Here is a 22060-nt window from a genome sequence, read left to right as displayed (position 1 = left end):
GATGGGCAGGCTTGACGGCAAGGCGGCGCTCGTCACCGGCGCGGGGCGCGGCATCGGCCGGGAGATCGCGCTGAAGCTCGCCGCGGAGGGGGCGTCCGTCGTGGTGAACGACCTCGACGCCGACCCGGCCGCCGAGGTGACCGAGAAGATCAAGGCCGCGGGCGGCCGTGCCGTCGCGGTTCCCGGCAGCGTCACCGGCGAGGGGTTCGCCGACCGGTTCGTCGGCACGGCCGTCGAGGAGTTCGGCGGCGTGGACATCATCATCAACAACGCCGGCTACACCTGGGACAACGTCATCCAGAAGATGACCGACGAGCAGTGGTACACGATCGTCGATCTGCACCTCAAGGCGCCTTTCGACATCCTGCGCGCCGCCCAGCCGGTGATCAGCGCCGCGGTGAAAAAGGAGCGGGAGCAGGGCGTCGTCGTGCACCGCAAGGTGGTCAACATCTCGTCGGTGGCCGGTCTGCGCGGCAACGCCGGTCAGGCCAACTACTCATCCGCCAAGGCGGGCATCGTCGGGCTCACCAAGACGCTCGCCCACGAGTGGGGCCGCTACAACGTCAACGTCAACTGCGTCGCGTTCGGCTTCATCGAGACGCGGCTGACCGCCCCCCTCGGCGGGTCGATCACGGTCGAGGGCCGGGACATCAAGGTGGGCGTACGGCCGGAGGCGGTCGAGGCGATGAAGATGCTGATCCCGCTGGGCCGTCCGGGCACGCCCGGGGAGGCCGCCGGCGCGGTGGTCATCCTCACGTATCCCGAATCCGACTACATCTCCGGCCAGGTCGTCACGGCCGCCGGCGGTTACGAGTACTGACGCCGGATCGGAGATCAGATGAGCACCAACGACGGCATCACCGACTTCGAGGGGCGCGTCGCCTTCGTCACCGGCGGCGCTCGCGGCATCGGGCTCGGCATCGCCCGGGCCCTGCTGCGCCTCGGCGCGAAGGTCGCCATCGCCGACATCAGCGAGGACGCGCTCGATCGGGCGGGCGATGTGCTCGGCGCGTCGCCGGACCGGCTGCGCCGCCTCCGGTTGGACGTCACCGACCGGCAGCGGTACGCCGAGGTGGCGGCCGAGGTCCGGCGCGACCTGGGCGAGGTGTCGCTGCTGTTCAACAACGCCGGGATCATCGACTCGGTCAGCCCGAGCAGCCTGTCGTACGAGATGTGGGACCACGTCATGGGGATCAACCTCGAAGGGGTCTACAACGGGATCCAGACGTTCGTTCCTGCGATGCTCACCTCGCCCCGCCGCTGCCACATCGTGAACACCGCCTCCGAGGCCGGCCTCCTTGAGGTGGGCTCCGGGTTTCTCTACCACGCGAGCAAGTACGCGGTGGTCGGCTTGAGCGAGTCCCTGCGGCGGGAGTTGGCGCACTTCGGCGTCGGAGTCTCGGTCCTGTTCCCCGGACCGGTCGCGACCGAGATCGTCGAGAACACGCGCCGCATGCGGCCGGAGACGGCGCCGCCGCACACCAAGCGGGTCACCGAGATCCTCGACTACGCTCACCGGCTGCTCACCGAGCAGGGCGCCCCGCCCGACGGGGTCGGCGAACTGGTTCTCGACGCGGTCGAGACGAACGCGCCCTACATCGCCACCCGCGACGAGCTGCGAGAGGCCCTCCAGCGACGCACCGACGAGCTGATCGGCGCCATGCGGCACGCCGAGGGCTTCTTAGCGGGCTTCGGCGCCGATACGGCCAGGCTTGCGACCTGAATCCTGACATTAAGATGACGCTGTGAATTCCCGAGGGCGACGCCGGATCGACGAGATCGGCGACGAGAGCCGCCGCCGCATCCTTGACGCAGCCGAGGCGCTGTTCGCCGAGCGCGGGTTCGACCGTACGTCCTTCGTCGACATCTCCGAGCGGTCGGGAATCAGCCGCGGGTCGATCCCGTGGCACTTCAAGAACAAGCACGGCCTGGTGATGGCGGTCGTCGAGCGCGCGATCGAGCGTGCCATGCAGGTGGATCAGTACACGACCCTGCCGACGTTCGCCGAGCTGCTCGAGGACTACGCCAAGTGGTTGCGCGAGGGCAACTCGGCACTGCTGTTCATGATCCTGACCGAGGCCATGAGCAGCACGGGCGCCGTCCACCGCCAGTACCAGGAGTTCCTCGCCGAGCGACGCCGCGGCGTCGGGCTCTGGCTGCGCGCGCAACGCCCCGAAGGCGTCGATCCCGCGATCGCGTCGAAGCGGGAGCGCGCCTTCGCGGCGGCGATCGTCGGCATGCTGTACGGAATTCACCTGCAGGCGCTCATCGACCCGGACGGCATCGACATCGACGAGACCCTGCGGCTGGTCGCGGCGCAGTTCGACAAGTACCTCCCCGACCTGTGGGGCGTCGAGTCCCCTGTCGAGCGCGCATCCTGCGACAACCGTAGCGACGGCGAGTCCGCCGGCTGACGCGGCGGCGGGTTCCGCCGGCCAGGCGTCCGCCGGTCGGCAGGTCCTTTGTCCCTATTAATTCTGCTACTTGCGCCACTCTGTGTTGTCTGACATAGAGTTGGTCTGCTTGACCCTATGCCGAGAGAGGTGTGACATGGACGCTGCGGAGATCCGGCGGCTTCTCGCCGCCAGCCCCTCGGAGCCGTACGTGCGGACCATGGCCCGACTCGCGAACGAGGACCCGGACTTCGTCGCGATCATCCATGACGACGACACCATCACCCGCCGCGGGCTTGAGCGGCGGTCCAACCGGCTCGCCCGCGTCTATGCCGAGAAGGGCGTGAAGTACGGCGACTACGTCGCCATCGCGCTGCCGAACGGCATCGGCTTCTACGTCGCGTTCTGGGCCACGCTCAAGGTCGGCGCGGTGCCGCTGCCGCTGTCGTACCGCCTGCCGATCGCGGAACGCCAGGCGATCATCGACCTCGCCAAGGCCGCGCTTCTCGTCGGCGTACGCGAACAGGACCACCCCGGGTACGCCGCGCTGCCGCTCGGCTTCGAGCCGGACCCCTCGGTGAGCGACGAGCCCCTGCCCGAGGTCGTCTCCCCGGCGTGGAAGGCGCCCACCTCCGGCGGCAGCACCGGACGCCCCAAGATCATCCGGTCCGGCGACCGCGCCGAGGGGTCACCGGCGGTCAACCAGATCGTGTTCGGCTTCACGCCCGAGGACACCCAGGCCGTGGTCGCCCCGCTGTACCACAACTCGGCGCTGGCGATGTCCGTCGGCGGCCTGCTCATGGGGCAGCGCCTCGTGGTGATGAACAAGTTCGACGCCGAGCGGACGCTGCGGCTCATCGAGAAGCACAAGATCACTTGGTTGATGCTCGTGCCCACGATGATGCACCGCATGTACCGGGTGATCGAGGCCGGCGGCAAGTACGACCTGTCGTCGATCAGGCTGCTGCTGCACACGGCGTCCAAGTGCCCCGAATGGCTGAAGGAGAAGTGGATCGAGCTGCTGGGCCCGGAGAAGATCCTGGAGATCTACGGGGGCACCGAGTCGATCGCCATCACCATGATCAATGGGGCGGAGTGGCTCGAGCACCGCGGCTCGGTCGGTCGGCCGTTCGTCGGCGACATGAAGATTTTCGGCCCGGACGGCGAGGAGCTTCCTCCCGGCGAGGTCGGCGAGATCTACATGAAGGGCCTGGACGGCGTCGCCGGCTACCAGTACGTCGGCGCCGAGGCGCGCAGGCTCAACGGCTGGGAGACCCTCGGCGACCTGGGCTGGAAGGACGAGGACGGCTACCTCTACGTCAGCGACCGGCGCATCGACATGATCGTCAGCGGTGGCGCGAACGTCTACCCGGCCGAGGTCGAGAGCGCGATCGACCAGCACCCCAAGGTGATCTCCTCGGTCGTGGTCGGCCTCCCCGACGACGATCTCGTCCAGCGGGTGCACGCCCTCGTGCAGGCCGAGCCCGGCACCACCGCCCAGGAGATCCTCGACTTCCTCGCGGACAAGATCGTCCGTTACAAGATCCCGCGTTCCATCGAGTTCATCGACCAGCCGCTTCGCGACGACTCCGGCAAGGTGCGCCGCAGCCAGATGCGCGACGCCGCAATCGAGAGGATGAAGAGCAATGCCTGATACCGCCTTCAAGCGGATTCGCTACGACGTTCCCGTCGAGCGGGTCGCGCGCATCACGCTGGCGCGGCCGGAGACGCGCAACGCGCAGGACTACACAATGCTCCACGAGCTCGACATCGCGTTCCAGCAGGCCACCCTCGACGACGACATCCGGGTCATCGTCCTGGCGGCCGACGGTCCGCACTTCTCCTCCGGGCACGACCTGACGAACACCGCCACCGGCGCCGACTTCGAGCCGCACTGCATGACCGGTGGCTACCTCCGGCCGGCTCAGGAGGGGGGCATGGCCAACGAGGAGGAGTTCTACCTCGGCATGTGCTGGCGCTGGCGCAACATCCCCAAGCCGACGATCGCGCAGGTGCAGGGCAAGGTCATCGCCGGCGGCCTGATGCTGGTGTGGCCGTGCGACCTCATCGTCGCCAGCGAGGACGCCACCTTCGCCGACCCGACGGTCGCCTTCGCGGTCAACGGGCACGAGTACCACACCCACACGTGGGAGCTCGGCGCGCGCAAGGCCAAGGAGATGCTGTTCCGCGGCCACGCGCTCACCGCCCGCGAGTGCGAGAAACTCGGCATGATCAACCACGTCGTCGAACGCGACGACCTGGAGAGGTTCACCCTCGATCTGGCCGCCGAGATCGCCGAGCGTCCGTCGTTCGGCTTGAAGCTGGCCAAGATGTCGGTGAACGGCGCGCTGGAGGCCCAGGGCCAGTTCAACGCGATCCGCCACGCGTTCGCCCTGCACCAGACCGGGCACGCCAACGCGCGTGCGGTCTTCGACGGCATCCCCGTCGATCCGTCGGGCATCGAGGTGATCCGGCAGTTGTCCAAGCGCTAGCCGTACGGGACCCATGAAACGGCCTCCGGCGTATCGTCGCCGGAGGCCGTTTCGCGGTAGGTCAGGAGACCTGGTCGGCGATCGGGCCGGGGATCGACTCCAGCAGGGATTCCATCCGCATCCGCACGTACTCCTTTATGTAGGCGCCGGTGTGGATCCACGTCGCCTTGGCCTCCATGCCGGCGATGACCATCTCGCCGACGGCGTCGATGCTCTCGCCCGAGCGGAGGAAGTCCTCGGTGTCCTTGTGGGCCCCGTGCTTCTGTACGACGGACAGGCCCTCGCCGATCTTCTCGGTGTTGCTCAGGATGTCGGTGGCGACGGGGCCGGGGCACAGCACGCTCACGTCGATGCCGTACTTGGCCGCGGCCATCTTGAGCGACTCCGAGAGCCCGACGACCGCGAACTTCGAGGTCGTGTACAGGACGTTCGAGCCGCCGACGAGTCCGGCGCCGGACGCCGTGTTCACGACGTACCCGCCCCGGCGGCGCTCGATCATGCGGGGCACGAAGGTCTGCACGCCGTTGACGACGCCCATGACGTTCACGCCGAGCGCCAGGTCCCACATCTCGTATCGCATCTTCGACAACGACGAGTACGGCGCGATGCCGGCGTTGTTGAACAGCAGATCGACGGTGCCCAGCTTCGCCTCGGCCGTGTCGGCGACCGAGGCGAAGGACTCGCGGTCGCGCACGTCGAGCCGGAAGATCTCCACGTCGGTCACCTGCGCGAGCTCGTCGCGGGCGGCGCGCAACGCGGCCTCGTCGATGTCGGCCAGCGCGAGGCGCACGCCCCGCTTGGCCAGCGCACGCGCGATGCCCAGCCCGATGCCCTGGCCACCGCCGGTGATGAAGGCGACCGAGCCCTTCCACTCCCTCACACGACTGTCCTCTCTCGTAACAGTTCGTTCGAGCCTATGCTAACTAGCATAGAGGGCGGCGGCCCGCGCCCGCGAGGTGGTTGCCGATGATCCAGCCGAAGCCGAGGGCGGCGAGCAGGCCGTTGCCGGACATGTAGCCCTCGGCGGACGGGCCGGAGATGCCGCAGGCCGAGCCGCCTCCGGCGTACAGGCCCTCGATCCAGCCGCCGTCGCGGTGCTGGACGCGGCCGGTGGTGTCGACGACCAGGCCGCCCTGGGTGGTGAGGATGCCGTGGGTGACCCAGCCCGCCCGCAGGGGGAACTCCAGCCGACCGTGATCGACGCCGGACGGGTCCTCCGCCACCGAGACCACGCGGAAGTTCGCGAGCTCTTCGGCGAGCGCGTCCTCGGGCAGGGAGAACGCCGCGGCGAGTTCGGACGTCGACGCGTATCGGCCGAACGCGCCCGCGGCGGCGGACTCGCGCATCAGCTCCGAGTTCATCGCGGCCTCGTGCATGCGCTCGTCCCAGATGAGTACGGCGCGGCGGGACGGCTGCCGCGCGATGATCCGGCCCAGCTTGGAGTAGCCCTGGCCCTTCTCATCGACGAACCGCCGGCCGTCGACGCCGACGATCATCGCGCCGAGGAACGGCAGGACCGGGTTGAGGCGGGTGCCGTGGCCGGGGACGACGAGGCCGTGGCCGAGGTAGGCGGCCATGTTGCGGACGGCGGCGCCGAGTTCGATGCCCCAGGTGATCGCGTCGCCGGTGCTGGTGCTCACGCCGCCGTAGAAGGCGCCGACGGCCTGCGGGCAGTACTCGGCGAGCATCGTCGGGTTGTTGCCGAAGCCGTCGGCGGCGAGGACGACGGCCTTCGCGCCGACGCGGCGGCGCTCGCCGTTCTCCACCACCTCGACGCCGGTGACCTTGCCGTTCTCGCAGATGAGGCCGACGCCGGGGGTGTTGTCGACGAACGCGATGTTGTCGGCCGCCGCCACCGCCTGGCGCAGCGTGGCGACGAGACGGCCGCCGCCCGCCCGCCCCTTGTCGGTGTGCAGGCGCGGGACGCTCTGGCCCGAGCGGGCCATGTCGAGCCCGATCTCCATCGGGTGGCCCAGCTCGTCGCCGAGCCACTCGACGTACCGGGGGGCGGCCCGGCACAGTTCGAGCAGGATCGGCTCGGACTCGGGGTCCTTGCTCACCGCGAGGATGTCGGCGGCGTGCCGCTCCGGCGAGTCGTCGATGCCGGCCTCGCGCTGGAAGCGGGTGCCCCCGGCGGCGAGGCTGCCGCTGGAGAACTGGGTGTTGCAGCCCTCACGGGTGCTCTTCTCGTAGACGGCGACGACCAGCTCGGGGTCGCGGGCCGCGCGCAGGGCGGTCATGAGGCCGCACGCCCCGCCGCCGACCACGGCCACGTCCACCTCGTAGTCGGCGCTCATGCCTTGTCTCCGTAATAGAAGGCGCGGGCGGCCCTGACCAGGTCGGGGTCGGGCTTGGCGAAGTAGAGGCCCTTACGCGCCGGGTGCAGGCCGTTGCGGCGGCGGAACTCGGCGCGGGTCTCGGCGAGGGCGAGGGTCGCGCCGAGGGAGTCGATCACCGGCACGTCGTCGACGCGGGAGACGCCCTGGTCGGCGAGGAACACGTTCAGCGGGCCCTCGCCGGGGACGATCACGTCGGCTCCGGCGGCGATGGCGCGGCGGGCGGCGTCGCGGAAGGCGTCGATGAGCGGGCCGGGGTTGTCGTAGGCGGCCATCACGTCGGTGAACTCGGCCGCGACCTGCACGATGGGGCCGACGATCGAGCCGAAGCCGTACGCGGCCATGGTGCGGCGGAGCTGCGGTTCGAGGGCGGCGATGAAGTTGACGATGCCGACCCGGGGGCCGAGCGTCGCGGCGAACGCCACCGACGCGTTGCCGAACGCCACGACCGGGATGTCCACGAGCGTGCGGATGTCCTCGAAGCCGGTGTCGGGGAGGGTGGCGATGAAGAACGCGTCGTAGCCCTGCTCCTCGGCGGCGAGCGCCGCCCGCACGAACTGCTCACGATGCAGGTTCGTCAGGTACAGGTAGCCAATGTGGGTGCCGGGATAGGCGCCCGGGTACGTGCCCGGGGCCATGCCGTGCAGCTCCACCTCGGTGCCGGGCCGCGCCACCGCGTTGAGGTGCCGCTTCAGCGCGTCCCGATAGTGCGGCACGTCGTCGAGCACGGTGAAGCTCTGGTGCCAAATACGCATGTCACTTTCCTGCCGTTTGGTGATGGCGTTCGTGATGGCGGAGATGTCAGCCCTGCGCCGCTCGCCGCCCGGCGATGCGGCCGAAGACCGCGCCGCGCAGCACCGAGGTGGAGCCGGTGTAGTTGGTGTAGTACATGCCGGTCAGCTCGCCCGCCGCGTACAGGCCGGGGATCGGGTCGCCGTCCACGTCCAGCACCCGCGCGCCGTCGTCCGTCTTCAGGCCCCCGAAGGTGAAGACGTTCGACGCGATGATCGGGTACGCCCGGAAGGGCGCGTTGACGATCGGCCGGGCCCAGTTGGACTTCGGCGGCGTCAGGCCCCTGGTGGCGAGGCCGTCAACCTCAAGCGGCCGGTACTCGCCGCCCACACACGCCTCGTTGTAGGCGGCGACGGTCTCGGCGAGCGCGTCCGCCGGGACCTCCAGTTTGGCGGCGAGGGACGCCAGGTCGTCGGCCTCGATCGGCGGCTGGTCGGTGCGGATCGCGGCCGAGAAGTTCGGCACGTCGGCCCAGCCGGCATCGAAGATCGCGTACGCGATGCCGTCGGTCTGGGCGTGGATGCGCCGGGCGACGCGCTCGTACCAGGCGTCCACCGGGCCGGGGGCCTCGTCGGTGAAGCGCCGGCCCTCGCGGTTGACCAGGATCCCGTACGGGAACGCGAAGATCGCCGCCTCGGGCTGCCCGGAGCGCGGGTCCACCGGCTCGGCGTGGAACAGCGCGAAGTCGCCCGCCGTCGCCGCCCCGGCGGCCAGGCCCATCAGCAAGCCCTCGCCCTTGTTGTAGTGGCCGCCGCGCGCCACCGGCCGGGTGTGCCGCCCGCCGCGCCCGTGGTAGCGGGCCATCAGTTCGGGGTTGCCCTCGTAGCCGCCGCACGCCAGGACCACCCGGCCGCGCAGGTCGCCGCGTGCGGTGCGTACGCCGGTCACCTGGCTGTCCTCGACGATGAGCGCCCGCGCGGACGTCTCGTACCGGAACGTCACCCCGGCCTGCTCGCCCGCCGCGGTGAGGGCCTCGACCAGGGCGAGGCCGCCGCCGACCGGCATGAGCCGGGTCGTGGAGGTGGTGAGGAACGGCGTGGCGAGCGCCTCGAACCGCACCCCGTGGCCGGCGATCCAGCGGAGCGTCGGCCCCGCGTTCTCGGCGAGGGTGGCGACGACGTCCGGGTCGATGACACTCAGCGTGCGCGTCGGCGGCGACCAGGACGCGCGGTCGCGCAGCGACTCCACCATCAGGGACGGGTCGGGGTGACCCATGAAGTCGCCGAGCAGCGTCTCCTCGAAGTCGTCGGAGACCTCGTCGATCGACTTCATGCGCAGGAACGCCTCGGTGTAGCGGGTGTTGCCGCCGCTCTCGGCCCGGGACGCGCGCTCGGCGACGGCGACGCGGGCGCCGGACTCGGCCGCGGAGAGCGCCGCCGTGAGCCCGGCGACCCCGGAACCCACCACGACAACGTCGAACTCGTTGGATTCGGACATGTCCGCTCCTATGTGCTTGCTCGGAGGTCGGCGAGGAACCCGGACGACGTGCGGCCCGTTCACCAGGCGGACCAGCCGCCGTCGACGTACACGATCTGGCCGGTCATGTAGCGGCCCGCGTCGGAGGCGAGCAGCAGCAGCGGCCCCTCCAAGTCGGTCTCCGGGTCGCCGAGCCGGCCGAGCATGGTGCGCTCGGCGAACCAGCGCAGCCGCTCGGGGTCCTCGCCGAGCGGGGCCGTCATCCGCGTCGGGTAGAACACGGCCGGGGCCAGGCAGTTCACGGTGACGCCGTGCGGGCCGAACTCGGCCGCCATCGAGCGGGTCAGGTTGGCGATCCCGGCCTTGGACGCGTAGTAGGCCGACTCGGGGATCGGGCCGACGCGCTCGGCGTACACGGTGGAGAAGTTGACGATCGTGCCCCGACCCCGCCGGGTCATGACGCGGCCCGCCGCCCGGTTGAGGAGCCAGGTGCCGGTCAGGTTGACGTCGAGGACGCGACGCCACTCGTCCAGGGACGTGTCCTGCACCTCGCGGCGGAGCATCATTCCGGCGGTGTTCACCAGGATGTCCAGCCGCCCGTCGGGGTCGGCGGCGTGCGCCACCACCGCCTCGACCTGCTCCTCGCCGGTCACGTCGAAGCGCAGCGCGCGGGCCCGCACGCCGGTCGCCAGCAGCATGCCGAGCGTCGCGTCGAGGTCGGGGCCGCGCGACGGCAGGTCGGCGACGACCACCTCGGCGCCGCGCCGGGCCAGGGCGAGCGCCGCCTGCGCGCCGAGCCCGCCCTTGGCCGCGCCGGTGACCAGGGCGCGTCGTCCGGTCAGGTCGAAGACGTCCCTCATGCGGCCTCCTGGTACGCGGTGATCCCGGCGATGCGGCCGAAAATGGCCGATTTGCCGAGGGAGGTGCCGGTGACGTAGCCGGCCCCGTGGAAGCCGCCGGTCACCTCGCCCGCCGCGTACAGGCCGGGGATCGGGTCGCCGAACACGTCGAGCACCCGCGTCTCCGCGTCGACGGTGACGCCCGCGTAGGTGGCGAGCATCACCGCCGTGCACGGGTAGCCGTAGAACGGCGGCGTGACGATCGGCCTGCGTTCGCCCACCCCGCCCGACAGGGTCCGCCGGCCGAACCGGTCCGGCTCGCCCGCGGCGATCCGCGCGTTGTAGTCGCCGACGGTGGCCCGCAGCCGGTCGCCGGGGATGCCGAGCAGGTCGGCGAGCTCCTCCAGGGTGTCGGCCCGCTGGATCAGCCCGCCGCGCAGCCGCGGCTCGAAGTTGTAGATCGGCACGTCGGGGGTGGACGTGGCGAGCACCGGCGCGTCGAAGATCTGGAAGGCGATGCCCTCCGGCTGCGCCAGGCAGGCGTCCCCGATCTGTTTGTACGGCAGCGACTCGTCGGTGAACCGTTCGCCGTGGCCGTTCACCGCGATCGCGCCCTTGTAGACCGCGAGCAGTCCGTGGCCCTCCTCGGCGGGGGACGGCCACGGGAACACGCCGAAGGTCGCCTTGATGTACGGCAGGTCGGCGAGGCCCGCGCCGAGCTTGCAGGCCATCAGCAGGCCGTCGCCGGTGTTGCCGGTGCCGCCCGCCTTGACCGCCTTCGCCATGCGGGGGGCGAACCGGTTGAGCAGCGCCGGGCTGCGGGAGAAGCCGCCGGTGGCGAGCACCACCGCGCCCGCCCGCACCAGGTGCTCCGCGCCGTCCCGGTCGATGGCCCGCAGGCCGCTCACCCGGTCGCCGGTGACCTCCAGGCGCCGGGCCGCCCACCGGTAGCGGACCTCGGCCCCGCGCGAGGTGGCGACCCGCAGCAGGGCCTCGACCATCGCGGCGGTGTCCACCGGGTGGGAGCGCGGCACCGACTGGCCGGACGCGGCGAGCGGCGCGCCGAAGACGACGCCGTGCCCGCGCAGCCAGCGGTAGGTGGCGAGCTGCTCGCGGCAGTAGGCGTCCACGAGCGCGGTGTCGTTGCGGTGGCCGCCGACCTCCAGCAGGTCTCGGCGCAGCAGCTCGACGTCGTCGGTCACCCCGGCGGCGGCCTGCTCGTCGGTGCCCGCGTAGGCGTTCAGCCCCGAGCTGAGCACGGTGCTTCCGCCGGGCGTGGGGTTCTTCTCCAGCAGCAGCACCGACGCGCCGCGCTCGGCCGCGGTGGCCGCCGCGCTCGCCCCGGCGAGGCCGCCGCCGACCACCGCCACGTCGAAGCGCTCAGTCATCGGCGTACCTCTGCTCCAGCCTCTGCTCCAATTCGGCGTACGCGGGCAGCCCGAACAGGGTCTGCCGCTCGGCCCACGGCAGCAGGCGGTCGGCGCGGCCGCGGGTCTCGCCCGTGGCTGCGAGGTGGGCGAGCGCCTCCCGCCCGGCCCGCAGCATGCTGCGCATCAGGTAGTTGGCGAAAAGCGCGACGGTGAAGCCCAGCTCGGCCAGCTCGGCGACGCTCAGCTCCGGCGTCTTGCCGCCCTCGACGATGTTCGCCACGAGCGGCGTCCCGGCGAGCTCCGCGCCGATCGTCCGCATCTCCTCGACGGTGCGCGGCGCCTCGACGAAGAGCACGTCGGCGCCCGCCTCGGCGTACGTCGTCGCGCGGGCGATCGCGTCGTCCAGCCCGTACACGCCGCGGGCGTCGGTGCGGGCGACGATCAGCGGCCCGTCCTCCCCGCGGGCCGCCACCGCCGCCTCGATCTTCGCGCGCATCTCGTCGGCGGTGATCAGCTTGTGCCCGTCGAAGTGGCCGCACCGCTTGTCGAGGACCTGGTCCTCCAGCTGTACGGCGGCCGCCCCCGCGTCGGTGAGCATGCGCACCGTGCGCATCACCGCCAGCGGGCCGCCGTATCCGGTGTCGGCGTCCACGATCAGCGGCAGGTCGGTGGCCGACGCGAGCCGCCACACGTGCTCGACGACCTCCCGCTGCGAGATCAGCCCGATGTCCGGCAGCCCGAACTGGGCGTTGGCCAGCCCCGCCCCGGTGACGTAGGCGACCTCGAACCCGGCCTCCTCCACCAGCCGCAGCCCGGCGGCGTCGGTGACCCCGGGCGCGATGACGGTCCGCCCGGAGGCGAGCAGGGCGCGCAGGCGGGCACGGCGTTCCCCGGCGCTCGCGCCGGGCAGCACGGCGCGGGTCACGGGTGCACCTTCAGGGCCGTACGGACGATCGTGGGGGAGGCCACGGCCGGTCGTGGCTCGGCGGGGGGCATAGCGGTACCTCCGGTGCGTCGGTGCAGCCAAGGCGCGTGGCCGCGCGATTGTCATCTCCTGTAGCGGACACTACAGGGAGGCAATTGTTCGGTTACAGGAGGGTTGGGGAGTGTGTCTACTTTCCGGGTGGACGACGGACGGTCGATGTCAGAGCGCGACCTGCTCCCGACGGCCGCCGTAGCGGCCCCGGTAAAGGGGTCAGTGCCCGCCTGTAGCGTACGCTCTAACCTGTAGTGATCGTTACAGGGAGTTGGTTGTCCCGAACTTAGTCCGGGCAGCGTGTGATAGCAAGAGGGCGTGGCCCCCAAAACGGAACGACGAGCGCAAAACAGTGAGGAATCCCGCCGCAGGATCCTCCAGGCCGCCGCCGAGATCTCCGCCGAACGCGGTTACGACGGAACCAGCCTCGCCCTGGTGACCAAACGCTCCGGCCTGCCCGCCAGCTCGGTCTACTGGCACTTCGGCAGCAAGGACGAACTCCTCGCCGCGGTCATCGAACACAGCCACCGCGAATGGCTGCCCGACGTCCCCCCGTGGCAGCCCCCCGCCCCCGGCATCGACCGCCTCCAGCACTTACGCCAAGTGCTGCGTCGCGCGGGCCAGAGCTTCGCCGCCCACCCCACCTTCATGCGCCTGGGCCTCATGCTCATGCTGGAACGCCGCGTCGTCGAACCCGCCGCCCGTGCCCGCTTCGTGCGCATCCGCGAGGAAACGCTCAAGGAGATGAGCGAATGGTGGGCCGCCGTCCTTCCCCCGGAGGTCCAGGAGCGCCGCCCCGGCATCGCCCTGCGCCTGGCCCAGCTCAACATGGCGGCCTCGGATGGGCTCTACGCGATGTCCTCGGGGCACGGCGAGTCCCTCGACCTGATGGAACTCCACGACCTCCTCGCGCTCGCACTCGACGCCGTGGCGGAACGTATCATCCAGGAGGTGGCGGAGGAACTCGCCGAGGCGTAACGGCTAGAGACGCACCTCCTGACGGAGGAACGCGACGTACGCGATCCCGAAGATCACTGCCGTCAGCGCCACGAGCGCGGCGAGCTGCGGCCAGACCAGCAGCAGGCTCTGCCCGAGCGGAAGCCGGCTGGGAACCGCACGAAACGCCTGCTCGGGCAGGATCACGCCGAGCGTGCGCAGCTCCGGGGTGAGCAGGGCGGCCGTGACCTCCTCGTACAGGAAGGCGGGAGAGACGCGCCCGAGGGCCTGTTGCAGCTCGGCGTTGTCCACCGTGTCCGGCGTGGTGAACGCGCCCGCCACCATCTGCACGATCAGCCCGGCGAGCAGCGACAGCACCAGCCAGGCCCCGATGCCGGTCAGCGCTGCGGTGGCGGCGCGGTGCAGCAGGATCGACAGCATCAGGGCGAAGGCCAGCCACACCCCGATGTACACGCACGACACCACCAGGTAGACGAGCAGCCGGGCGATCTGGTCGGGCTTGGGCACGATGCCGAGCCGGATGACGCCGACCGCGGCGACCAGCGCCATCAGCGCCGTGAGCAGCATGCCGATCACGGCTAGGCCGGCGACGAACTTGCCGTTGACGACGTCGTCGCGGTGGATGGGCTGGGCCAGCAGGCGGGGGAGCGTGCGCTGGGAGCGTTCGGAGCTGACCGCGTCGAAGCCGAACGCGATGCCGAGCAGCGGCCCGATCAGCGCCACGAAGTTCACGAACGCGAACGGCGTGTTCTCGATGGCTACGGTGAACAGCTTCAGAAACAGCGCGGGGTCGTCGGTGGCGGCCGAGGCCACGTCGCGGATCCGGCCGCCGGCCGCGTAGACGGAGGCGATGCCCGTGACGGCGAGCAGCCCGGCCACGACGAGCATGCGGGCCGAGCGCAGATGGTCGGCGATCTCCTTGCGCGCCACCGTGAGCCACCCCGGCGCGAGCGCGGTGTCAGTTGATCTGGTCATGGAAGTACCGGTGGTAGATCTCGTCCAGATGGCTGCTGCGCTGCCGCAGGTGCAGCAGTGTGTGGCCGGAGCCGACCAGGGTCTCGGCGATCCGCCCGCGTACGTCGGCGGAGCACACGGCGACGAGCAGATCGCCTTCGCGGTCCACCCGCTGGACCGACTCCAGTTCGGCGACGCGCTGCGCCGCCCGGTCGACGTCGCCCGCGACCTCGATCTCGGTGATGGTGCGGCCCTCGGCGAGCCGCTCGGACAGCTCACGCACCGACCCGGCCGCGACGAGCCGCCCGCGCACGAAGATGCCGACCCGGTCGCACACCTCCTGCACCTGGTAGAGCAGGTGGGAGGAGAGCAGCACGGTCATGCCGCGCTCGTCGCGCAGCCGCCGGATCAGCGACAGCACGAGCTGCACGCCCTCGGGGTCGATGGCGATCGTCGGCTCGTCGAGGATCATCACCGAGGGGTTCTTGACCAGGGCGTCGGCGATGCCGAGCCGCTGCAGCATGCCGCGCGAGTAGGTGCCCGCGCGGGCGTCGCCCGCGTGACTCAGGCCGACCTGCTCCAGCGCCTCGGAGATGCGGTCCTCGGCGCGGCGCAGGCCGTTGAGCCGGGCGGTGTAGCGCAGGTTCTCCCGGCCGGTCATCGACGGGTAGAAGCCGACGGCGTCCGGGACGTACCCGACCTGCTGTTTGACCTTGAGCGCCTGAGTGGCCGGGTTCATGCCGAGCACCCGCACGCTGCCCGAGGTCGGCTCGATCAGGCCGAGCAGGGTGAGGATCGTGGTCGTCTTGCCCGCGCCGTTCGGCCCGAGCAGCCCGAACACCTCGCCCCGCCGTACCCGCAGGTCGAGCCGGTCGACCGCGGTGACGTCGCCGTATCGCTTGGTCAGCCGGTTGATGGTGATGACGTCGTCGGTGTGGGTGGCGACGTCGGTGTGGGTAGGGGCGCTGTCGTCCATGCCCGCCTCGCCCCGCCGTCAGCGGCGTCCGTAGACGCGGAAGACGTACCAGAGGCCGCCGGCCACGAGCAGGATCACCAGGATGCCGACGAGCCCCCACCACTGGGAGGTCTCCACGGTGTAGCGGATGTCGACCGAGGAGCTCTGCCCGTCCTTCTCCGCCCGCAGGGTGACCATGTAGTCGCCGGTGACGGCGTCGCCCGACGGGGTGATGACCGCGTTGACCCGGGCCGACCGCTGCGGCTCGATGTTCACGGTCGAGGGCTCGAAGGTGACCTCCCAGCCGCTCGGCGGCGAGCCGGTGAGGGTGACGCCGTTGAGCGGGGCCGAGCCCTTGTTGGTGACCACGACCGGGACGCGGGTGCGGTCGCCCGAGGTGCCCGAGGCGTTGAGCCGGTCGTCGGGGGTGCTGAGCTCCACCTCGACCGTGCCGGTGATCTCGGCCGCGAGCTCGGCGACGGCCTCGCGCCCGCCGCCGCTGACGCCCAGGCGGATCGGGTACGTCCCGGCGGTGAGGTTGTCCGGCGGGTCGGCGGAGACGCTGATCGTCTCGCTCGCGCCGCCGTCCACGGTGACCGTGGTGGCGCGCTGCTGCGCGGTGGGGTTCGCCGAGACGTTCCAGCCCGACGGGCCCTGCACCGTCAGCGCGTACGTGGTCTTGCGCGCGGTCTCGTTGCGCAGCGTGACGTTGTATTCGAAGGTGTCGGTCGGCTTGCCGGTGAGCTTGGCGAACTCGGCCTCCAGCTTCACCGAGCCGGAGCCGCCGCCGCGCACCTTCAGCGACAGCGGGAGCCGGGCCCGCAGCCCGCCGGGGCCCGTCGCGGTGACCGTGACCTTGCCGGTGCCCTTGGCGTCGCCGGGCACGGTCACGTCCAGGGTGACGTCGGTACGGCCCCCGTACACGCTGGATACGACGAATCCGCCGCCGCGCAGCGTGCTCTTCCAGCCCTTGGGGGCGTCGACGTCGAGCCCGACCCGGCCGGCGGGGGAGGAGTTGACTTTGATCTCGAACGACACCTGCCCGCCCGGCTCGACGACGACGGAGGGGTAGGGCGTGGAGAGGGTGAGCATGGCCTGTGCGTCGGTGGCCTGAGCGTACGCGGGGGCGGAGGCGGCGGTCAGGCCGAGGACGGCCGCCAGGGCGCACGCGAAGAAGCGAAGCAGCGACATCATCACCAGCCGTCCATTCGGAAAGTCGGAGATACTTGTCGTCGAGTTCGAACGAACTTATAACTCCAGGTATAAAATTTTTGCAAGAAAGTCGTTCGATGTGGTTATCTGACGGTCATCATCGTGTGACCTGGCGTGGGGTGCAGGGTCGGGGCCGCGCCCGGACGAGGAGGTCATGATGTCCAAGCTTCCGTTCGACGACGAGCACGCGCCGCTGTATTCGCTGGGCCAGGTCGCCGACATGCTCCAGGTGCAGCAGGCGTTCCTGCGGCGGCTCGACCAGCACGAGGTGGTCAGCCCGCGGCGGTCCTCCGGCGGGCAGCGCCGCTACTCGCGCCACGACATCATGGTCGTCCAGCACGTCACCCGCATGGCCGACGAGGGCATGACCCTCATCGCCATCCGCCGCATTCTCCAGCTCGAACGCGAGCTCGCCGACCTGAAGCGGCAGCTCGAACAGGCCCAGGCGCGGCTGTCGGAACTGGAGGATTCGGGGCTGGAGAACTCGGGGCTGGAGAACTCGGGGCTGGAGAACGCCGATGGCGCGGACGTCAGTCCGTGACCTGGAAGAAGCCGTGCGCGCCCGCTTCGGCGTGGCGCATGTCGTGGTCGACGAACGGGTAGTGGCCCGGCTCGGGGAAGACCGTCTCGACGAAGCCGCCCTGCGCGGCGGCCAGGTCGAGCACCTGGGAGCCGCCGTCGTCGCCACGGCGCAGCAGGTAGGAGCCCTCCTTGTAGACGGTGTCGAACTGCGCGCCGACGATGTGGAACGCGGTCCCGGAGGCCGGCCCGGCGGCGACGACCCAGACGCGTACCCGCTCGCCCGTCCGGGCGGCGAGCGGCGCGTGGTCGTACTGTGCGGCAACGCCGTTGAACATCCATCCGTCGGGGCGGCCGTCACGCATCTTGGCCACCTGGGTGGTCTCGCCCGGCTTGCCGACGTACAGCTCGCCCTGGACCAGCACGTACTCGCGGTCAACGTGCGGCAGATCGGGTGGGTCGATGATGACCGCCCCGTACATGCCGTTCGCGATGTGCTGCAGCATCGGCATCGTTGAGCAGTGGTAGAGCCACGCCCCCGCGTGCTCGGCCTTGAACCGGTAGGTGAGCCGCTCGCCGGGCTCGATCGTGCGCATCGGCCGGTCCGGCGCGAGCGATCCGGCGTGGAAGTCGATGCCGTGCCCCATCGTGCCGTCGTTCACGAACGTGACGGTGAACACGTCGCCGACCTTGCCGCGCAGCACCGGCCCGGGGACCGTGCCGCCGAAGGTCCACATGCGCTGCCGTACGCCGGGCGCGACCTCGACGTCCGTCTCGACGGCGTGGATCTCCACCTTGTGCTCGGTGCCGCCCGGGGCCGGTCGCAGCGTCGCGTCGTACGGCTTCCACCCCGCGCTCATCGGAGCCGCCAGGTCGAGCGGGCCGTCGTTGGACGCCGCCGACGAGTGCATAGCCGGATCGTGCCCGGCGGCCGGGTCCTGCGCCGCCTGCGGTGCGGCGGAGGCGCCGGTGACGTTGATGCGCATGGTCATCCCGGCGGCCCGGTGCCCGGCGATCGTGCACCAGCCGTCCACCGGCCCGGTCAGCTCGGGAATCGTCAGCGTCGCCGACTGCCCGGTGCGCAGCGTCGGCGTCTGCTGCCCGGTGGCGAGGCGCAGGTCGTGCCGTTGCGCGTCCTTGTTCGTGACCCGCAGGACCAGGCGGGTGCCCGCCGGGGCCTCGATCGTCGAGGGGACGATGCTCATGCCGACCAGCGTGACGTCCACCGTCTGGGTGCCGCCGGCGGTCACGGTGCGGGTCTGCGGCTGCGTGCCGCCGGTCGCCGACACAGCCACGGCGAGCAGCGTCGCCAGCACGCCGACCGCGACGCCGCCCGCCGCCGGAGGGATCCGCAGGTTCCGCGACCGCGCCACGGCCACGACCGCGAGCAGCACGAACACGGCCAGCGCGGCGACGACCACGCACCAGGCGGCGGTCCGGACCGGGCCGGGCGCGGGGAGGGCGGCGATCACCAGGCCGACGTTGACGGCCGCGAGCCGTACGACCCAGGCCCGTTCCAGCAAAGCGCCGTTGCGCTTGAGGACGGCGGGGCCGCCGCCGAGCACGACCGGCAGAAGGAAGGTGAGCGCGCCCACGAGCGTCTGGCCGACGAATCCGGCCAGCACCGCGGGCAGCACCTCCTCGATCGCCTCGATCACCCGCTCGGGCGGCCGGGTCGCGACCACGGCGAGATCGGCGGCGAGGGCCACGACGAACCAGGCGGTGCCCGCCGCCAGCAGGTACGAGGCGGCGGTGTGCGGGGGGCGCCGCCGGGCCGTGCGGAGGAACGGCACGAGCGTGAGCGCGGCGGCGGTCGCGTAGAGCAGGAGCCCCAGGGCGGCGATCCAGCGCGCCCCGGCGAGCAGCCCGCCGACGGTCACCGCGAGCCCGGGTACGGCCATGCGCACCGACAGCCGGGCGATCCGTCCGACCCCGTCGGCCACCTGCGTCCGCAGCACCGTCGGCCACAGCGTGAACAGCGTGCCGAGCACGGCCAGGCCCACCCAGCCGAGCAGGTTGGCGTGCACGTGCGCGGCGATCAGCCGCTCCTCGCCCGCGCCGGTCACGTGCCCGGACAGCATCAGCGCGCCCAGCGTGCCGCCGGTGACGAGGGCGGCCCCGGCCCAGGCGTACCAGGTCACCACGTGCGAGAACCGTCCCGCGAGCGCGCCCCGCGACCAGACGATCAGGCAGCCGACGTGCGCGCCGATGACCGCGACGACGATCGCCGCACCGGCGATGCCGACGGCCTCGGGGCCGGTCGACGCGCCGGTGAGCACCGCCGCCACCCCGGCGTTCAACGCGATCAGCCGTGCGGCCCGCCACCGGGCGGGCGGCTCGGCGAGGCGCAGCAGCGCGACCGCGAAGTGCTCGGTCCAGGTCACGATGGCGTTGGTGACCGCGCCGAGCAGGAACACGTGCAGCGCCAGCCACCGTGGCGCGGGCAGCCCGCCGTGCGCGACGGCGGCGACCGCGGTCAGCGCGAGCCAGCCCAGCACCACCGCGTTCGCGATCGCGTGCCAGCGGGCCCGGCCGTGCCGCGGCTGGGGCGGGCCGGGCCGGGATCCGGCTGGTTCGATGCGCACGTCCACCGAGGTCATGACGACTCCATCGAGCGAGAACCAGAGTCCCGAGAACGGGGGCTCCGAGAAGGTGAGCCCTGGGAAAGTGAGTCCTGGGAAGCAGAGCCCCGAGAACCAGAGCCCTGGGAACGGGAGAGCAACGCAGCGCCCGCCGCGCAGGCCACGAACCCGGCCAGCGCGAGCTCGCCGAGCACCCCGCCGAGCGCGCGGCCCGCGGCGATGCCGGCCAGGTCGCCGGCCACCCGGACCAGCAGCGCGACGTGCAGCAGGGCGAGCGGGGCGTACAGCACCGGCCGGTACGGCAGCCGCACCCGGAGCACGGCCGGAAGGATCACCGGTGCGTGGCCGAACACCATCGACATCACGAACCCGAGGAACACCGCGTGCAGCGCCGCGTCGTAGAACTCGCCGTCGGGTCGGCCCGCGATCATCCACAGCATCCCGCCCACGGCCAGCCAGCCGTACCCACTGAGCAGGCAGACAGCCGCATACCTGGGCAAACCACTGCCGCGTACGGTGCGGCGGGCCACGTCGTACACGCCCAGCCACACCGCCAACGCGAGCATGCCCATCCCGGTGATCCGCCATCCCGCGCCAGGCTGCGGAACCGAGATGAGCACGCCCGCGGTCAAAAGGCCCGCCGTGGCCATGAGCCCGTCACTCGCCCGCCGCCGGAGAAAGGCCACACGCGCCAACTCCAGCCGCTCCCCGGCGATCGTGAGGACGAGGAAGGCCATCATCCAGGGCACCAGGTCGGCGACCTGATGTCCGCGGATCCACAGCAGGCCGCCGGCGTACCAGGCGACGGCCCCGGCCATCTGCACGATGACCTCGCGGCCGGGCCGCCGCTCCAGCACGACGACGACATAGACGGCGATGAGCCATCCCGCGGCGGCGGTCAACGCCCACCGGCCCACCGGCGCGAATCCCACCGCCAGCGCGATCGCCCCGGCCCCGGCCAGCGCGGGCGCCGCGTACGCCCACACCCGCCGGACCGCGACCGCCCGCTCCAGCGCGATCAAGGTACCCAGAAATCCCAGCGCCATCAACGGCCCGTGCTGCGCCGCGAACCCCGCCCGCGGCACCGCGGGCCCCACCTCCAGCAGCCCCAGCCCGCCCCACAACCCGGCCACGAGCGCCAAAGCGCCCCCGGCCAGCAGCGGCAAGCGCCCCACGGCAACCCGCTGCTCCCGCCCGGCACCGCCGGCCCCGGGCCGGGCCTGCGCGGTCGAAGCAAGGCCGGTACGCCGCGCATCGGTGGCGACCGGCGTGACCGAATCGGCGGTGCCGAGCCGGGGCGTGGGGGTGCGCGAGTCGTTCATCGGAACTCTTCGTCCTGCGGCTCAAATGTGACGACGCAGACGCCGGGGCGGACGAAGCGCCGCAGGGAGGCCGCGGTGATCGGGGCTCCCAGGTCGGCCAGCGCGCCCTGCATCAGTCCCAGGTGAACTCCGCAGACGACCTCGGGGTTCGCCTCGGCGAGTTCGCGAAACGGGCATCGGTGCAGGTCGATGTGGGAGCCGTCGGGGGCCAGGCGCGGCTCGAAACCGGCATCCGTAAGCAGGGCGACGATCCGCTCGGTCGCGATGGCGGCGTCGACGCCACGAAGCGCGCCGGACGCGCCCCCGCTCCCCGAGCCGGAGCCCGCGTCGGACAGGGCGGCAAGACCGGTCCTCGTCTCGTCCCCGATTTCCAACCCGAGCGCGGACGCGGACCCGGACCCGCTCGGGGACGTGGGCCCGGACGCGTCGCGCGTGTCGTCCGGCCCGGGTTCGCCGCCGTGCTCGGCGTCGGAGCGGTGGCCGAGGGTATGCACGCCCTCGTGCGCGATCCGCCGTCCGTACGCCCGCCCCGCGGCGACGGCGGCGGCGCCGGAGTGGGCGGACGGATCGTTCCCGGTCAGGTAGGTGATCAGGACCTCGGCCAGCAGGCGATAGTTGCGCCGCTTGTCCTCGCCCTCCTCCTCACGGCCGAGCTTGGCCGTGGCCGTGTAGAGCAGGCGGGGCCGTCCGGGACGCTCGCGGTCCTCGGTGCGGCCGGTCGCGTACCCGTGCTCCACGAGCAGGGCGAGGTGGGCCCGCACGGTGTTGGGGTGCAACCCGACCTCGGCGGCGATCTCGGGGATGGCCAGCGGGCGACCGGCCCGGCGAAGGGTCTCCAGGACGGCCACTCGGCTCACGTCCGCCAGCACCCGGTGGGCGTGCGGGTCGATCTGCGCGACGTGTTCGCTGCTGTGCTCGGTCACACATTGATTTTGCACGGTCTGC

General features: G+C 71.6%; 20 protein-coding genes. 7 read left to right on the top strand and 13 right to left on the bottom strand.

Features of this window, described 5'->3' with window-relative positions; all coding sequences use genetic code 11:
• Position 1: 1 nt before the first annotated feature.
• The 5 genes from AB0K60_RS25920 to AB0K60_RS25900 all read left to right on the top strand — a co-directional run bounded on the left by AB0K60_RS25920 (position 2) and on the right by AB0K60_RS25900 (position 4885).
• Entirely contained in the window at positions 2 to 820 is an 819-nt protein-coding gene (locus AB0K60_RS25920) for an SDR family NAD(P)-dependent oxidoreductase (protein ID WP_364060133.1), read from the top strand.
• An 18-nt stretch (positions 821 to 838) separates the two neighbouring features.
• Positions 839 to 1723 (top strand): SDR family NAD(P)-dependent oxidoreductase, encoded by an 885-nt coding sequence (locus AB0K60_RS25915; RefSeq protein ID WP_364060130.1) that lies wholly within the window; start codon positions 839 to 841, stop codon positions 1721 to 1723.
• A 22-nt stretch (positions 1724 to 1745) separates the two neighbouring features.
• A complete protein-coding gene (locus tag AB0K60_RS25910) occupies positions 1746 to 2414 on the top strand; it encodes a TetR/AcrR family transcriptional regulator (protein WP_364060127.1) in 669 nt (222 codons plus the stop codon).
• 136 nt (positions 2415 to 2550) lie between these two features.
• Complete coding sequence (locus AB0K60_RS25905) at positions 2551 to 4047, top strand: AMP-binding protein (protein ID WP_364060124.1); 1497 nt, start codon at positions 2551 to 2553, stop codon at positions 4045 to 4047.
• Positions 4040 to 4885, top strand: coding sequence for an enoyl-CoA hydratase (locus AB0K60_RS25900; protein WP_364060121.1), 846 nt, complete (start codon positions 4040 to 4042; stop codon positions 4883 to 4885). The genes AB0K60_RS25905 and AB0K60_RS25900 overlap by 8 nt, the downstream gene beginning before the upstream one ends.
• 61 nt (positions 4886 to 4946) lie before the next feature.
• On the opposite strand, the gene AB0K60_RS25895 is transcribed toward AB0K60_RS25900, so the two are convergent.
• Genes AB0K60_RS25895 through AB0K60_RS25865 form a run of 7 tightly spaced genes read right to left on the bottom strand, consistent with a single transcriptional unit; the run spans position 4947 to position 12563 of the window.
• Positions 4947 to 5765, bottom strand: coding sequence for an SDR family oxidoreductase (locus AB0K60_RS25895; protein WP_364060118.1), 819 nt, complete (start codon positions 5763 to 5765; stop codon positions 4947 to 4949).
• A 43-nt stretch (positions 5766 to 5808) separates the two neighbouring features.
• Positions 5809 to 7182 carry an FAD-dependent oxidoreductase gene (locus tag AB0K60_RS25890; RefSeq protein ID WP_364060115.1) on the bottom strand — a complete coding sequence of 458 codons (1374 nt, stop codon included), beginning with the start codon at positions 7180 to 7182 and terminating at the stop codon, positions 5809 to 5811.
• Positions 7179 to 7976 (bottom strand): aspartate/glutamate racemase family protein, encoded by a 798-nt coding sequence (locus AB0K60_RS25885; protein WP_364060112.1) that lies wholly within the window; start codon positions 7974 to 7976, stop codon positions 7179 to 7181. Before AB0K60_RS25885 ends, AB0K60_RS25890 begins: the two co-directional genes overlap by 4 nt.
• Before the next feature lie 46 nt (positions 7977 to 8022).
• Positions 8023 to 9450, bottom strand: coding sequence for an FAD-dependent oxidoreductase (locus AB0K60_RS25880; protein WP_364060109.1), 1428 nt, complete (start codon positions 9448 to 9450; stop codon positions 8023 to 8025).
• 59 nt (positions 9451 to 9509) lie between these two features.
• The gene (locus AB0K60_RS25875; protein WP_364060106.1) at positions 9510 to 10289 is read right to left on the bottom strand and encodes an SDR family oxidoreductase; all 780 of its coding nucleotides are present in this window, start codon (positions 10287 to 10289) and stop codon (positions 9510 to 9512) included.
• Complete coding sequence (locus AB0K60_RS25870) at positions 10286 to 11656, bottom strand: FAD-dependent oxidoreductase (RefSeq protein WP_364060103.1); 1371 nt, start codon at positions 11654 to 11656, stop codon at positions 10286 to 10288. The genes AB0K60_RS25875 and AB0K60_RS25870 overlap by 4 nt, the downstream gene beginning before the upstream one ends.
• Entirely contained in the window at positions 11649 to 12563 is a 915-nt protein-coding gene (locus AB0K60_RS25865; protein WP_364060100.1) for an isocitrate lyase/PEP mutase family protein, read from the bottom strand. Before AB0K60_RS25865 ends, AB0K60_RS25870 begins: the two co-directional genes overlap by 8 nt.
• A 369-nt stretch (positions 12564 to 12932) precedes the next feature.
• Between AB0K60_RS25865 and AB0K60_RS25860 the strand changes: the two genes are divergently transcribed.
• Positions 12933 to 13592, top strand: a complete 660-nt coding sequence (locus AB0K60_RS25860) for a helix-turn-helix domain-containing protein (protein WP_364060097.1) — start codon at positions 12933 to 12935, stop codon at positions 13590 to 13592.
• A 3-nt stretch (positions 13593 to 13595) separates the two neighbouring features.
• On the opposite strand, the gene AB0K60_RS25855 is transcribed toward AB0K60_RS25860, so the two are convergent.
• From AB0K60_RS25855 to AB0K60_RS25845, 3 genes are read right to left on the bottom strand one after another with little or no spacing between them, the layout of a single operon-like run.
• A complete protein-coding gene (locus AB0K60_RS25855) occupies positions 13596 to 14546 on the bottom strand; it encodes an ABC transporter permease (protein WP_364060094.1) in 951 nt (316 codons plus the stop codon).
• Positions 14530 to 15501, bottom strand: a complete 972-nt coding sequence (locus AB0K60_RS25850) for an ABC transporter ATP-binding protein (RefSeq protein WP_364060091.1) — start codon at positions 15499 to 15501, stop codon at positions 14530 to 14532. The genes AB0K60_RS25855 and AB0K60_RS25850 overlap by 17 nt, the downstream gene beginning before the upstream one ends.
• Positions 15502 to 15519: 18 nt before the next feature.
• Positions 15520 to 16674 carry an NEW3 domain-containing protein gene (locus tag AB0K60_RS25845; RefSeq protein ID WP_364060088.1) on the bottom strand — a complete coding sequence of 385 codons (1155 nt, stop codon included), beginning with the start codon at positions 16672 to 16674 and terminating at the stop codon, positions 15520 to 15522.
• A gap of 175 nt (positions 16675 to 16849) precedes the next feature.
• Between AB0K60_RS25845 and AB0K60_RS25840 the strand changes: the two genes are divergently transcribed.
• Entirely contained in the window at positions 16850 to 17233 is a 384-nt protein-coding gene (locus tag AB0K60_RS25840) for a MerR family transcriptional regulator (protein ID WP_364060085.1), read from the top strand.
• Here the strand turns inward: AB0K60_RS25840 and AB0K60_RS25835 are convergent.
• From AB0K60_RS25835 to AB0K60_RS25825, 3 genes are read right to left on the bottom strand one after another with little or no spacing between them, the layout of a single operon-like run.
• Positions 17223 to 19811 (bottom strand): multicopper oxidase domain-containing protein, encoded by a 2589-nt coding sequence (locus tag AB0K60_RS25835; RefSeq protein ID WP_364060082.1) that lies wholly within the window; start codon positions 19809 to 19811, stop codon positions 17223 to 17225. The two genes, AB0K60_RS25840 and AB0K60_RS25835, sit on opposite strands and share 11 nt — an antisense overlap.
• On the bottom strand, positions 19808 to 21115 hold the full coding sequence (locus AB0K60_RS25830; protein WP_364060079.1) for a hypothetical protein: 1308 nt from the start codon (positions 21113 to 21115) through the stop codon (positions 19808 to 19810). Before AB0K60_RS25830 ends, AB0K60_RS25835 begins: the two co-directional genes overlap by 4 nt.
• Entirely contained in the window at positions 21112 to 22038 is a 927-nt protein-coding gene (locus tag AB0K60_RS25825) for a helix-turn-helix domain-containing protein (RefSeq protein WP_364060076.1), read from the bottom strand. The genes AB0K60_RS25830 and AB0K60_RS25825 overlap by 4 nt, the downstream gene beginning before the upstream one ends.
• Positions 22039 to 22060: the final 22 nt, after the last annotated feature.

Origin of the sequence: Thermopolyspora sp. NPDC052614, from assembly GCF_040678635.1 — a bacterium.
Lineage (GTDB): Bacteria > Actinomycetota > Actinomycetes > Streptosporangiales > Streptosporangiaceae > Thermopolyspora.
Note: the sequence above shows the minus strand (reverse complement) of the source record. Positions and strands in the feature narration are given on the sequence as shown.